This is a genomic window from Ruegeria sp. AM5 (assembly GCF_056540645.1).
In genome coordinates this window covers 1-13,925 of record NZ_JBQFXC010000012.1, presented here as the reverse complement: position 1 = coordinate 13,925, position 13,925 = coordinate 1, and the positions used below count along the sequence as shown (strand labels likewise).

11 protein-coding genes are annotated in these 13,925 nt (G+C 57.7%); 8 read left to right on the top strand and 3 right to left on the bottom strand.

The window, feature by feature from the left end:
- Nucleotides 1–8 precede the first annotated feature (8 nt).
- Complete coding sequence (locus ACR0AH_RS18655; protein ID WP_170624486.1) at nucleotides 9–2,150, bottom strand: bifunctional rhamnulose-1-phosphate aldolase/short-chain dehydrogenase; 2,142 nt, start codon at nucleotides 2,148–2,150, stop codon at nucleotides 9–11.
- Between the two features lie 146 nt (nucleotides 2,151–2,296).
- Between ACR0AH_RS18655 and ACR0AH_RS18650 the strand changes: the two genes are divergently transcribed.
- The 7 genes from ACR0AH_RS18650 to ACR0AH_RS18620 all read left to right on the top strand — a co-directional run bounded on the left by ACR0AH_RS18650 (nucleotide 2,297) and on the right by ACR0AH_RS18620 (nucleotide 9,431).
- Nucleotides 2,297–3,100 (top strand): DeoR/GlpR family DNA-binding transcription regulator, encoded by an 804-nt coding sequence (locus ACR0AH_RS18650; RefSeq protein WP_170624484.1) that lies wholly within the window; start codon nucleotides 2,297–2,299, stop codon nucleotides 3,098–3,100.
- A gap of 49 nt (nucleotides 3,101–3,149) precedes the next feature.
- Nucleotides 3,150–4,148 carry a rhamnose ABC transporter substrate-binding protein gene (rhaS, locus tag ACR0AH_RS18645; RefSeq protein ID WP_058272419.1) on the top strand — a complete coding sequence of 333 codons (999 nt, stop codon included), beginning with the start codon at nucleotides 3,150–3,152 and terminating at the stop codon, nucleotides 4,146–4,148.
- 77 nt (nucleotides 4,149–4,225) lie between these two features.
- Nucleotides 4,226–5,767 (top strand): sugar ABC transporter ATP-binding protein, encoded by a 1,542-nt coding sequence (locus tag ACR0AH_RS18640; protein WP_170624482.1) that lies wholly within the window; start codon nucleotides 4,226–4,228, stop codon nucleotides 5,765–5,767.
- Nucleotides 5,764–6,744, top strand: coding sequence for an ABC transporter permease (locus tag ACR0AH_RS18635; protein WP_170624480.1), 981 nt, complete (start codon nucleotides 5,764–5,766; stop codon nucleotides 6,742–6,744). Before ACR0AH_RS18640 ends, ACR0AH_RS18635 begins: the two co-directional genes overlap by 4 nt.
- Nucleotides 6,741–7,724: an ABC transporter permease gene (locus tag ACR0AH_RS18630; RefSeq protein ID WP_480593215.1), complete on the top strand. Its 984-nt coding sequence runs from the start codon at nucleotides 6,741–6,743 to the stop codon at nucleotides 7,722–7,724. The genes ACR0AH_RS18635 and ACR0AH_RS18630 overlap by 4 nt, the downstream gene beginning before the upstream one ends.
- Before the next feature lies 1 nt (nucleotide 7,725).
- Nucleotides 7,726–8,040: an L-rhamnose mutarotase gene (rhaM, locus tag ACR0AH_RS18625; protein WP_058272415.1), complete on the top strand. Its 315-nt coding sequence runs from the start codon at nucleotides 7,726–7,728 to the stop codon at nucleotides 8,038–8,040.
- A complete protein-coding gene (locus ACR0AH_RS18620) occupies nucleotides 8,037–9,431 on the top strand; it encodes an FGGY-family carbohydrate kinase (RefSeq protein ID WP_170624476.1) in 1,395 nt (464 codons plus the stop codon). Before rhaM ends, ACR0AH_RS18620 begins: the two co-directional genes overlap by 4 nt.
- 120 nt (nucleotides 9,432–9,551) lie before the next feature.
- Here ACR0AH_RS18620 and ACR0AH_RS18615 read toward each other — a convergent pair whose 3' ends face one another.
- A complete protein-coding gene (locus ACR0AH_RS18615; protein WP_480593213.1) occupies nucleotides 9,552–10,412 on the bottom strand; it encodes a DMT family transporter in 861 nt (286 codons plus the stop codon).
- Between the two features lie 116 nt (nucleotides 10,413–10,528).
- On the opposite strand from ACR0AH_RS18615, the gene ACR0AH_RS18610 reads away from it, so the two are divergent.
- Complete coding sequence (locus ACR0AH_RS18610; RefSeq protein WP_480593212.1) at nucleotides 10,529–11,923, top strand: aminotransferase-like domain-containing protein; 1,395 nt, start codon at nucleotides 10,529–10,531, stop codon at nucleotides 11,921–11,923.
- A gap of 900 nt (nucleotides 11,924–12,823) precedes the next feature.
- On the opposite strand, the gene ACR0AH_RS18605 is transcribed toward ACR0AH_RS18610, so the two are convergent.
- Nucleotides 12,824–13,459 (bottom strand): MFS transporter, encoded by a 636-nt coding sequence (locus tag ACR0AH_RS18605; protein WP_480593210.1) that lies wholly within the window; start codon nucleotides 13,457–13,459, stop codon nucleotides 12,824–12,826.
- Nucleotides 13,460–13,925 lie beyond the last annotated feature (466 nt).

Here is a 13,925-nt window from a genome sequence, read left to right as displayed (position 1 = left end):
CCGTCTCCCTATCGCGTGAAGGCCTGAACGTTGCCCGCATCAACGTTCAGAATGTTACCCGTGGATTTGGCCGACGTCTCGGCGGCGAAGAAATAACAGGCCTCGGCAATATCTTCCGGCAGGACTGAGCGTTTCAGCATGGATCGGTTGCGGTACATCTCTTCCAGCCCCTCCTTATCCGTGCCGTAGGTCGAAGCCCGCTGATCCAGCCAATCGCCTTCCCAGATCTTGGAACCCCGCAACACCGCATCCGGGTTCACAACGTTGACCCTGATCCCGGCCTCAGCACCTTCAAGCGCAAGGCAACGGGCCAAGTGGATTTCCGAGGCCTTCGCCGTGCAATAGGCCGAGGCATTGGGCGAGGCGGCAAGCCCGTTTTTCGAAGCCACGAAAACGATAGATCCGCCCATGTCCTGCACCCGCATGATCTTGAAAGTTTCCCGGCTGACGAGGAAATACCCCGTGGACAAGATGTCCATGTTCTTGTTCCAAAGGTCGAGGGACGTTTCCTCAACCGGGGCAGAGGATGCGATCCCGGCGTTCGAGACAAGGATGTCGATGCCGCCAAATTCGACGGATGTTTCAGCCAACGCCTGGGCCACGGCATTTTCATCCGTGACGTCCATCAGGACGGTGCAAACGACGTCCTTGCCGAACTGCTGGGTCAGGACCCCTTCCGTCGCGGTGAGGCTTTCAGGATTGATGTCGGCCAGCACGACACAGGCGCCCTCGGACAGATAACGTTCTGCCGTTGCCGACCCTATGCCGCCGGCGCCGCCGGTGACCAGCGCGACGCGACCAGCCAGCGATTTTGGTTTCGGCATGCGCTGCAACTTGGCTTCTTCCAACAGCCAGTATTCAATGTCAAAAGCTTCCTGCTCTGGCAGGCCGCAGTATTCGCTGACGGCACTTGCCCCGCGCATAACATTGATCGCGTTGACGTAGAATTCGCCGGAAATGCGGGCCGTGCCCTTGTCTTTGGCAAATGTGATCATGCCAACCCCGGGGATCAGGTAGACAACCGCGTTGGGGTCTCTAAGCGCAGGCGAGTTATCGTGTTTGCAACGGTTGTAGTAAGCCGTGTAGTCCTCACGATAGGCCGCGACTTGCGCGGGCAGGCCTTCAAGCACTGCGTCGATGTTGTTGTGGGCCGGGTCGAAGCCGACGACCAAAGGACGGATCTTAGTGCGCAGGAAATGGTCGGGGCAGGACGTACCAAGGGCCGCCAGCGCCTCCATGTCCTTAGAATTCACGAACTCAAGCACCGAGTCGCTGTCGTTGAAATGCCCGACCATGAGCTGGTTGCCACTGACAAAGCCACGGATCGCGGGCATCAGCCTGGCGGCAACGGCCCGCCTACCTTCCCGGGCGAGGCTCTGGTGGACCGCTCCGCCAAAGGCCGGAACATCGGCGGTCTTCTCGGCCAACCACTTGGTCGCGACGTTGATCACGTCGATGGTGCAGTAATAGCAGTCTTTCGCCGTGTCAGCCCATGTGAACAATCCGTGACTTTCAAGGACAACGCCATCGGCATCCGGGTTTTCCAGGCAGAACTTTTCAAGCCACAGGCCCAGTTCATACCCCGGCCGTTTCCACGGCAGCCAACCGATCCGGTCACCGAAAATTTCCTGGGTCAGCTCCTTCGAATTCTTCGACGCTGCGATCGCAATAATCGCGTCGGCGTGGACGTGATCGACATGTTTGCGCGGCACATAGGCGTGCAAGGGCGTGTCAATTGAAGCCGCGCGCGGGTTCAGTTTGAAGGTGCAGTGGGGCAGATAGCCGACCATTTCATCTTCAAACTCGACCCCGCGATAAAGCCCCTTCAGCGCGTTCAGCTTGTCCATGTATAGCGTGGAGAAGCCGTCAAGTTTCATGGACCCGATGTCACCGCCGGAACCCTTGACCCAGAGCACCTCGACCTCTTTGCCGGACAGTGGGTCGGTTTCCATGACCTTCGCAGAGGTATTGCCACCGCCATAGTTTGTGACGCGCTTATCCGATCCCAGCGTGTTGGAGCGATAGAGAAGCAGTTCCGATTCGGACATACCACCTGCCACAGCGTCATCCCAGCGGTTCTCAAGAAGCTGATTTTCGATGGATTTCAACGTTCTGCCCTCCTCACGATGCAGCGGTCGGTACTGCACCATCGCATTTAGGCTTAGTAGTGTGCATCGTTATGTCAATCAAAAACAATCACAATCAGTCATTCTGCAATGCAGAATGATTGAAAGTGATCGAAAATGATTGACAGCTGCGGCGAATCTGCGCAGCGTGGAGTGAATGGGAGGTGGCTTTGCACGAAAAAGAACGCCATAGGATCATCATTTCTGCGGTGCAGGATCGCCCCGTCGTGACGGTTGGGGACCTGTGCACCTTGACCGGCGTGTCCGAAGCCACCATCCGGCGCGACATTTCAACACTTCACATGAAACAGAAGGTACGCCGTGTCAGAGGCGGCGCTGAGGCGATAACGCCACCTCAGTTCGCCGGGCTGGCGGGCCGTCCGTTCGTCGTCAACGAAACCATGAATATCGCAGCGAAGCAGGCGATTGCGCGCGCGGCGGTTGAGATGTGTAGCGAAGGTGACAGCATCATCATCAACGGGGGCACAACGACCTTTCAGATGGTGCATCCGCTGGCCAACCGCAGGATGCAGGTCTTTACCAATTCGTTCCCGATTGCTGAGCACCTTCTGAAGCATTCGAAGAACACGATCATGTTGTCAGGCGGCGCGATCTACCGGGAACAGAACATAATCCTGTCGCCCTTTGACAACGACGTGACCCGCAACTTCTATGCAAAGCGCATGTTCATGGGGGCGCAGGGGCTGGGCCCCATCGGCCTGATGGAGGCCGATCCGCTTTTGATCCAGGCAGAACAGAAACTGATCGGACAGGCGGATGAGCTTATCGTTCTGGTCGACAGTTCGAAATTCGCGCAGCGCTCCAGCCTGGTGCTTTGCCAGTTGGACCGGATCACGACCGTGATCACCGACGAAGGAATTCCTGACAAGGCGGCGGCCATGCTTGAGGCTGCCGATGTGAATCTGATCGTTGCCCAGTCGGGCAGCGGTCAAGAAAACGAGGTGGCCTCTTGACCGCCTCCGAAACCCGAGACCCAAACATGACTTTCTGGGAGGAACTATCATGAAGCGTCGTACTTTCACATCACTTGTCGCAGGGATGAGCCTTGCTGCCGGTATGTTTGGCACCACGGCGATGGCGCAGGACAACATGCGCATCGCTCTGGTCGTAAAAGCGCTTGGGATCGGCTTCTTTGAAGCGGCCGCCGAAGGCGCTGAAGAGGCTGCCGGAGAGCTTGGCAATGTCGAGATCATCTACACCGGCCCGACCGACACCACTGCGGAAGGTCAGATCGAGGTCATCAACTCCCTGATCGCGCAGGGTGTCGACGCCATCGCGATTTCGGCAAACGACCCCGATGCACTTGTGCCAGCGCTGAAACGCGCGATGGACCGCGGTATCACCGTGATTTCCTGGGACTCGGGTGTGGCTGAAGGCGGACGCCAAATGCACCTGAACCCATCCTCGACCCCGCTGATCGGCAATACGATCATCAAGCTTGCCGCGGATCACATGCCGGATGGTGGTGAAGTCGCGATACTGTCGGCGTCGGCCACGGCAACCAACCAGAACGCCTGGATCGAGGCCGCGAAAGAGGTTCTTCCGAACTATGACGGCGTAGATCTGGTGGCCACCGTCTATGGCGACGACCTCAGCGACAAATCCTACCGAGAAGCACAGGGCCTCATGGCATCCTACCCTAACCTGAAGGCGATCATCGCGCCAACGACCGTTGGCATCCTGGCGTCCTGCCAGGCGGTGACCGACGCGGGCAAGATCGGTGAGATCAACGTGACCGGTCTGGGCCTCCCGTCCGAGATGGCAGGCTGTGTTGATAGCGGTGCAACCAAGAGCTTCGCAATCTGGAACCCGATTGACCTTGGCTACTCGGCCACCATGCTTGCGCACGCAATCGCCAACGGTGCTGAAACCGGTGCCGGTGCCGAAATCCCGATGGGCCGCATGGGCTCGGTGACGCTGGATGACACCGGCTCGGCAGCCATGGCTGATCCGTTCACCTACGACAGCTCGAACATCGAACAGTTCAAGTCGATCTTCTAATCTGAACGACGTGTCTGGGCGTGTGCGATGACCCACGCCCCGACACCCCATTCTTCCCACATCCAGAAACACCGTCCATGCAGTTGGAATTGAGACCAGACGTGTCGAACGCCGCCGCCCCTACACCGCTTCTGAGCCTGTCCGGCGTGACCAAGACATTTCCCGGCGTGCGGGCCCTTTCAGATGTTTCGCTAAACCTCTACCCGGGCAAGGTCACGGCATTGGTGGGCGAAAACGGTGCTGGCAAGTCTACCGTGGTGAAGGTTCTGACGGGCATTTATCAACCCGACGAGGGTGACATCCGGATCGATGGCGAGGCTCTCAGTTTCCCGACACCGCAATCCGCCGAAACTGCTGGCGTGACCGCCATCCATCAGGAAACCGTCCTTTTCGACGAACTGACGGTGGCGGAAAACATATTTCTCGGCCATGCGCCAAAGGGGCGATTTGGCCTGATCGACAAAACTGCCATGGCGACCCGTGCGCGCGAGATTCTGGATGGAATCGGGGCCAAGATTGATCCGGGCGCGACGCTCAAGGACCTTGGAACCGCGAACAAGCACCTGGTTGCCATTTCCCGGGCGCTGTCCATCGACGCGCGCGTTGTGATCATGGACGAACCGACCGCAGCCCTCAGTCAGAAAGAAATCGAAGAGCTTTACGAACTCGTTGAAAGCCTGAAGGCGCAAGGCAAGGCGATCCTCTTCATTAGCCACAAGTTTGACGAGATCTTCCGCATCGCCGATTTCTACACCGTCTATCGCGACGGCCAGATGGTCGGCGAAGGGGCGATTGTAGATGTCAGCGAGCCGGAACTGGTCAAGCTCATGGTAGGCCGCGACGTCAGCCAGATTTTCCCCGAACGCGACCACAACGTCGGCCACGATATCCTCGAAGTCGCAGGGTACGACCACCCGACCGAATTCGCGGATATCGGTTTCACGCTCAGGCGCGGCGAAATACTCGGGTTTTACGGGCTGGTCGGCGCAGGTCGGTCCGAATTCATGCAGGCCCTTTTCGGGATCACCCGCCTCTCGGGCGGAAGCTTGAGGATCGACGGGGCACCGGTTTCGATTGCATCGCCCGCCGACGCGGTCGCAAGTGGCATCGTCTATGTCCCGGAGGACCGGGGCAAGCAAGGCACAATCAGCGCGCTGCCGATTTTTCAGAACGTGACGCTGCCGTCACTCGCTCGCACCTCGCGCAAGGGGTTCATCAGGCTGGCCGAGGAATTCAAGCTGGCGCGGGAATATACCGAACGTCTCGACCTGCGCGCCGCTTCGCTGGACACCGATGTCGGCAACCTGTCGGGCGGCAACCAGCAGAAGGTCGTGATCGCCAAATGGCTCGCCACCCAGCCCAAGGTCATCATCCTGGACGAACCCACCAAGGGCATCGACATCGGGTCCAAGGCCGCCGTGCATGAATTCATGGCGGAGCTTGCCGCGCAAGGGCTCGCCGTCATCATGGTCAGTTCCGAAATCCCCGAGATCGTGGGCATGTCGGACCGTGTGATCGTCATGCGCGAGGGGCGCATAGTGGCGGAACTGGCCCGCGACCAGATCACGCCCGAAACGCTTGTCAGCCACGCCGCAGGGATCAGGGAAGCCGCGCAATGAAACGTATCCTCGCCTCCCGCGAACTTTTGCTGCTGGTCGCCATCGCATTGGTGCTTGGCATCATCTCAAGCCGCTTCCCGGCGTTCATCACGCTGTCGAACCTGGCTACCGTCTTCAACGACACCTCGCCGCTGATCCTGCTGGCTATCGGCCAGATGATCGTGATCTTGACGAAGTGCATCGACCTCTCGGTCGCCGCCAACCTCGCGCTGACCGGCATGGTCGTGTCCCTGATCAATATCTCGGCACCAGGTCTGCCGATTATCGTAACGCTGGCCGTGGCCACTGGGTTCGGGGCGTGCCTTGGAATGTTCAACGGTATCCTTGTGTGGAAACTGGACATCCCGCCTATCGTGGTGACGCTTGGCACCATGACCATCTTCCGGGGAACCATCTTCCTTCTGACCGAGGGCAAATGGGTCAACAGCCACGAGATGAGCGACACTTTCAAGGCATTCCCGCGCACCGAGCTTCTTGGCCTTCCGGTGCTAAGCTGGTTTGCCATCGCGGCGGTGATCCTTTTCACCATTGTCATGACCCGCACCACCCTGGGCCGCGCCTTCTACGCTGCCGGGGGCAACCCCCATGCGGCGACCTATGCCGGGATCAACGTGGGCCGGACCCAGTTCTGGGCCTTCACGATCTCTGGCGCGCTGGCCGGTCTGACCGGCTACCTCTGGGTCTCTCGCTTCGCGGTTGCTTATGTCGATGTTGCTGGGGGGTTTGAATTGACCGTCGTGGCGGCCTGCGTCATTGGCGGCGTGTCGATCATGGGTGGCATCGGTTCGGTCCCCGGCGCGCTGCTGGGCGCGCTGTTCCTCGGCATCATTGCCAATGCCCTGCCGGTCGTGAACATCTCTCCCTTCTGGCAGATGGCCATCTCGGGCGGTGCGATCATCATCGCGGTTGTTCTAAACGCCCAGGCCAACCGGACGAAGGGCCGCGTCATCCTAAAACGCGCGGAGCACGCGACATGACCACGACGGCACGCTCGATCCCCGATCGCCTGCGCTCGCCGCTGGAGCGGAACCTAAAAAGCTGGGAAAGCCTGCTGATGCTGGTCGCAATCGGCATCTTCATCGCCAACAGTTTCGCCTCACCCTATTTCCTGAATGCCTGGAACCTCTCCGACGCGACCTTCAACTTCACCGAAAAGGCGATGATCGCCTTTGCCATGGCCCTGCTTATAATCTCTGGCGAAATCGACCTCAGCGTCGCCGCAATCATCGCACTGGCTTCGACCGCCATGGGCGCCGCCGTGCAGGCGGGTGTCGGGACAGAGGGGCTGGTCCTCATCGGTCTGGCCGTCGGTCTGGCCTGTGGCGCGGTAAACGGTTTCCTCGTCACCGGCCTTGGCTTGCCATCCATCGTCGTCACCATCGGCACGATGAGCCTTTTCCGCGGGATCAGTTTCATCGTGTTGGGCGATCAGGTCTACAAGGGCTATCCAGCCGATTTCGCCTTTTTCGGGCAGGGCTATGTCTGGTGGGTGATTTCCTTCGAATTCGTCCTCTTCGCCATCATTGCGGTGATCTACGCGGTCGTCCTGCACATGACCAATTTCGGCCGCGCGGTCTATGCCATCGGAAACAATGCCACGGGGGCGCTGTTTTCGGGCATTCGGGTGGGCCGGGTGAAGTTCACCCTGTTCCTGCTGACGGGCCTGATGTCCGGGGTCGCCGCCGTCTGCCTGACATCCCGCCTCGGCTCGACCCGACCCTCCATTGCCTTCGGGTGGGAGCTTGAGATCGTGACCATGGTCGTCCTTGGCGGGGTCAACATCCTCGGCGGCTCCGGCTCCATCCCCGGCGTTGTGATCGCGGCCTTTGTCATGGGGCTTGTGACTTTCGGACTTGGCTTGCTGAACGTGCCCGGTATCGTGATGTCGATTGTTATCGGGGCGTTGCTGATCACGGTCATCGCGCTGCCCCGGCTCTGGACGATGTGGAGGGGCTGACATGGAAAAATACGCCTTCAAGATGAAGCTCAACCCGGGCTGCAGGGATGAATACGAAAAGCGCCACGATGAGATTTGGCCAGAGCTTGCCACGCTGCTGAAAGACGCGGGCGTGTCTGACTATTCGATCCATCTGGACGAAGAAACGAACATTCTTTTTGGCGTCCTTTGGCGCACCGACGACCACAAAATGGATGCCTTGCCCCGCAACGAGATCATGCAGCGATGGTGGGCGCATATGGCGGACATAATGGAAACCAAGCCCGACAACGAACCCGTGGCGGTGCCGCTGACGCCCGTCTTCCACATGCCATGACCCCCCGGCACGTCGCCGTCATCGACATCGGCAAGACCAACGCCAAGCTTGCGCTGGTCGATGCGACTGACATGTCCGAAGTGGAGGTACTGACCCGGCCTAACATGGTTCTCGTCGCTCCACCCTATCCGCACTTTGATGTTGAGGCGATCTGGCGCTTCCTTCTGGACGGGTTGGAGCAGTTTCAGAAGGCGCACGGCGTAGATGCCATTTCCATCACGACCCACGGGGCGTCTTGTGCCCTGATCGCGCCAGACGGCGCCCTTGCTGCCCCGATCCTCGACTATGAGCACACAGGCCCTGATGATCTGGCCGCGGCGTACGACGCCATCCGCCCGCCCTTTGAGGAAACCGGATCGCAAAGGTTGCCGATGGGTCTGAACCTGGGTGCGCAGTTGCATTGGCAATTTGAGCAGGACCCCGCGCTTCGCGAACGCACCGCCGCCATTGTTACCTATCCGCAGTACTGGGGGCATCGCCTGACAGGAGTGCCGGCCAGCGACGTGTCGTCCCTTGGTTGTCACACGGATCTGTGGAAACCGTCCAAGGCGCACTATTCTTCGTTGGTCGAACGGTTGGGTATATCTGAAAAAATGGCGCCCGCGCGCAAATCTGCGGAGGTTCTCGGACCCGTGTTGCCGCAGGTCGCATCGCAAACCGGCCTGCGCTTTGACACGCCGGTGTACTGCGGTATCCACGATTCAAACGCATCGCTTTTGCCTCATATACTGACCCGAACCGGGCCGTTTTCCGTCGTTTCGACCGGGACATGGGTCATTGCCATGACCATCGGCGGCGAAGAAGTAACTCTGGAACCTTCGCGTGACACGCTTCTTAACGTCAACGCACTGGGTGCCCCGGTACCCTCCGCCCGTTTCATGGGGGGACGCGAGTTCGAGTTGGCGATGAACGGTCAAACCACTCAATGTGCAGAGCAATTCCTTGACCTGGTCGCGAAAGACGGCCCCATGCTCTTGCCCGCAATGGTCCCGGACAGCGGACCGTTTCAGGGGCAAAAACACAGCTGGATGGGGTCAGAGCCTTTGCCCGGAACCCAGGAACGCGCGGCGGCGGTGAGTTTTTACCTCGGATTGATGACCGCGGAATGCCTGTCGCTGACCGGACACAAGGGCCCCATTATCGTCGAAGGTCCATTTGCCAGGAACAAAGGCTTCGCCAGTATGCTCGCCGCGGCGACAAACTGCAGGGTCGACGCGACCGTCACCGCAACAGGGACGAGCCAGGGAGCCGCCCTCTTGGCGACAGGCGCACTCCCCGAGCGCGCGGCCTTCGACGTCGAAACCTATTTTCACAAGACCGACGTGAGCTACCAACGTTACGCGAACAGTTGGCACAGAGCCGCAAAAGCAGGCCTGGAACCACGCCCATAGGATACCCTAAAAACCTGCACGGAACTCCGATTTCAGACATTGGGGACCAGCGTGAAACTGAACGGAATGGGCTCGAACCAGACCTTCGATGCGGCTGACGCAAATGGCCGCTTTGGGCCGTTACGCGAAGTGCTTCGCACCGGCCACGCAAATCACGACGAAAACCGTTACCCCGATCATCGAAGGCGCGACCGGTTCCGCTAGTAAGGCCGCTGCAAGGATCAAGCCAAAAAACGGCTGAAGCAGTTGTAGCTGCCCAACACCTGCTGTGCCTCCGCGAGCCAGGCCGCGATACCAAAACACAAATCCAACCAGCATCGAAAAAATGGAGACGTATCCCAAACTGAGCCAGACAGGCATGCTCAAATCGGCAAATGTGTCAGGCCATGTGAAGATTGCGAGAATGGCCATGAACGGTGATGACAAGACAAGCGCCCAGGAAATCACCTGCCAGCCGCCCAATCTACGCGAGAGCAGCGCCCCTTCGGCGTAGCCCAATCCACAGGCGAGGATTGCCGCCAGCATCAACAGGTCTCCGATCAGGGACACTTCCGCACATTGCGTGAGGGCAAAACCAACGACGGCCGCACCCCCCAAGACGGAAAACATCCAGAACATTCCGGCCGGACGTTCGCCGCCGCGCAACGCGCCAGATGCAGCGGTGCTCAAGGGCAAAAGCCCGATGAAGACGATTGAATGCGCAGCCGTGATGTGCTGAAGGGCCAAGGCTGTCAGCAGAGGAAAGCCGATCACGACGCCCAAGGCCACTGTTATGAGGGATCCCAGATCCGCCAGCGACGGTTTAAGCTCTTTGAATAAGACCAGCAAACACAGTGCCAGAGCTGTCGCCAGCACGGCACGAGCCGAAGTCAGAAAAAGAGGGTCAAATCCACTTATGGCCACTCGTGTCGCGGGCAAGGACCCACTGAAGATCAGCACACCGATCAATCCACTGCCCCAACCCGAAAATGAAGACGTCATCGCCACACAATCCTTTTTGGATCTTGTAGTGGAAGCGCTGTAGTAAATGCAGATACAGAACAGTACAGTTCACTCGAACTGTAACGATAGATGAACCCAAACAGATTGATTGTACCATGGCCAAAGCGACCCGTCGCACACTTGTGATGGACCATATCACACGCAGGATACGGTCTCGTACATATAGCACAGGAACCAAGCTGCCGTCTGTCCGGGTGCTCGCACGTAGATTGGGCGTCTCACCCTCGACCGTAGTTGAGGCCTACGACGTCTTGGCCGCTGAGGGCGTTATCTTTGCCCGACGCGGTTCTGGTTTCTTTGTTTCCGACCGCGTTCAGCCCTTTGTCGTGTCGCAAACCGGGCCACAGCTTGAGCGAGAGATTGATCCGCTTTGGGTCGCTCGGCAATCCATTGATGCAGAAGACAGCATGGAGAAGCCCGGATGCGGGTGGATGCCGTCAGACTGGATGCCTCTGGAGTCACTGCGTCGGGCCATGCGTAATGTGGCACGGGGCAACAGCAATGTGTTGACCGATTACAGCAATGCAAAGGGGCATGCGGGCCTGCGCCAACACGTGGCACGCATGTTGGGCGATCAAAATATAGACGTCGACCCAAACACCGTTTTGCTTACAAATTCTGGGTCACAAGCGCTGGATTTGATCTGCAGATTGCTGCTCAAGCCGGGTGATACAGTTCTGGTGGACGATCCGTGCTATTTCAATTTTCAAGCCCTCTTGCGTGCGCATCAGGTCGCACTTGTTAGTGTGCCCTACACGCCCAATGGTCCCGATCTCACGATATTCGAAAGCGTTCTACGCAAAGAGCGTCCCCGGCTCTATCTGACCAACTCGGCATTGCACAATCCAACTGGCGCTACGCTCTCGGCAGCGACCGCGCATCGCGTGTTATCTCTGGCCGAGACCCATGATCTGCTTATCGTGGAAGACGCTATCTTTGCTGAGTTCGAGCCGGACCTGTCTCCGCGTCTAGCCGCGTTGGATGGGCTGGACCGTGTTCTTACGATTGGCAGCTTCTCCAAGACGCTTTCGGCGTCGCTACGATGCGGATACATAGCTGCCAGGCCTAGCTGGATTGCCGCCCTGACCGACCTTCAGGTCGCAATCAGCTTTGGTGGGCCGAGCCCGATGGTATCAGAATTGCTGCACGCAGCCCTCACCGATGGGAGCTACCGCAAACATATGGACACGCTGAGGGCCAAACTGGATCGCGCCCGCGCGCGTTCTATCGAGGAGTTGGGCACCCTAAACATCAAGCCCTTCGTGTATCCCAAGGGCGGATTTTACCTATGGTGTGAGCTGCCAGACGGAAGGGATTCGGCCATGCTGGCACGGGAAGCTCTCAAACAAGGCGTTGTGCTTGCCCCGGGAAATGTCTTCAGTCCGACCCGGTCCAAGAACTCGTTTATGCGCTTCAACGTGAGCCAGATGACGGGAGTGACGCATAAAAGGCTGCTTCGTGAGCTGATGAGTGCGGCCGAGCCACAATGACCGCTTTGCGGAAGCCGCATTGCAGCGTTGTTTGATGAAGCAAATGTCGGCATTGGGCCGAACCAAGAGTTTTCTAGGTCTGCTAGTATGCCCCTGAGGCGTATATGAAGAGCCTAAGGCGGCCGTGATGATTTTGAGAGTTTTCTCGGTCGACCTTTGTAACCCACGATCAGCTTTTCATCCTCGAGCAGACGTAGCGCCGTTTCCCAGTGGATTTTGAGTTTTCGTGCCACCCTGTTGATTACTTGGGTCTCTGTCCAGATGCGGCGCAGTTTATGTTTTGGCACTTTGGGTCTGCGAACCCCACGCTGTACCTCAAAGCCTCGTTCCCTAAAGAGTTTGGACAGTGTTGCAGGCTTCATCCCGTTTGCGTTGGCAATATCTGAGCAGGTTTTTCCCTTTTTATATTGCCTATAGAGGCGTTGAACATAATCGACGCCAATCAAGTCCAAGAGCCGTCGCACAACCAACGGGCTAGTTCCGAGTCGCGTGGCAAATTCCTTATGGGTTTTACTTTGTCTAAGCAAAGCGAGGAGTTTGCGGCGCAGGTATGGCTGCCACGCATTTGGCGTCTCTCGCAGGAAAATAGTCGGAACTCTGCCGCATTTTATTTCGACTATTGTGCTCAAGCCTAATCCAGTTTCTTCAACGTCAGATACCTCTATTTGCGTCTCTAGGCGCAAAGCCGTCGGCGTTACAGCAACTTAGCTGATTGTCTTCCGACATTGCATTGAAATTTTGAGGCGCAAATACGTAAACGTCAGAAATTAAACAATAAAAATGACACCCGTAAAGTCATTTGTTAGGTTTCGTTAACTGGAATCAGTCGGAACATTTGACATGACCGGGAATTTGATTGTCGATCTCGCGAAACATGAACAGATCAAGTGTGACCTTCGGCTAGGGCACTATACTCAGGACCGATATTTGCACGAACCCTACCGCGAATGCACCGGTCATAGCCGTTGGTGCCTCCTTTAAAAGGGGTAACACTCTAACGTTTGCGCTCGACTTGATCTCTGGCGGGGTTGTGCGCGTTGCGGCGATCACAACGATTGCGAAGCAGTACAGCAAGGTGACCAGAACAAACGCCCTATCCAAATCGTCGGGTGCCAGAACAATGACGATTTGACTGGTGACTGACATGATCCCCATTACAACAGCATAGATTGCCAGCAATCGGCCACGTGACGCCTTATCCGCAGCCTCATTTATCCATGAATCTCCAATCGCAAATAGTCCGGCTGTCGCCACGCCGGTCATAAGGCGAACGAAGAACAAGGCAGGCTCGAACTCGGTGAGCGAAAACACAAGCGCGGACCCGGCAGATATCGCAGCCCCTGCCGAGAAGGATCGGATATACCCGATTTTGGAGATAGGCCCGGCAGCAAAGAAGCAGCCAAGCAGGAAGCCTAGAGAGTATGAAGCGGATGCGATGGCAGCGCTTGCTTGTGAAGCTCCTGTTTCGGCAAAATAAAGAGCCACTAGCGTACCGGAAGCCGCCGTCACCAACTGTATGGCCGCCATCGCCAGCATGACAGATCGTAGTGTTATGAGTTGTGCCTGCACCACCACTCTTCCGTTATTCAGCTTCGTCTCTATGCCGGCCAAGGGAACACAGCCATAGCACTATTCGCAATTGAAAATGCGTTCGAGTAGATCGCCGGCACGACCATGATCTACCGGTCAATCTGTAGGCTACGTCGCAACTACACTTACTCGGGATTGAATTTTCGTACTCGTGTACGCCGACTAGGTGTCCGTCGTCAGACAGTTTTGAGAGCTTCTGGGTCGTCGAAGGTCAGCTTTACTTTGTCTGAACGCTTTTTTGCCTTCTGTTTCGGGCTGAGAGCAGACATTAATCAGATAGTGTCTAATGACAGCAAAATCCGCAGAGGCAGCCTTTCGTACTGAGCAGCCTCATCTGACTGGTCCAATTTGATTGTTAGTGCATCATCGGCCTGTGATCCATCGGGATGATGGTTTCCGGCGCTGGCGGGCG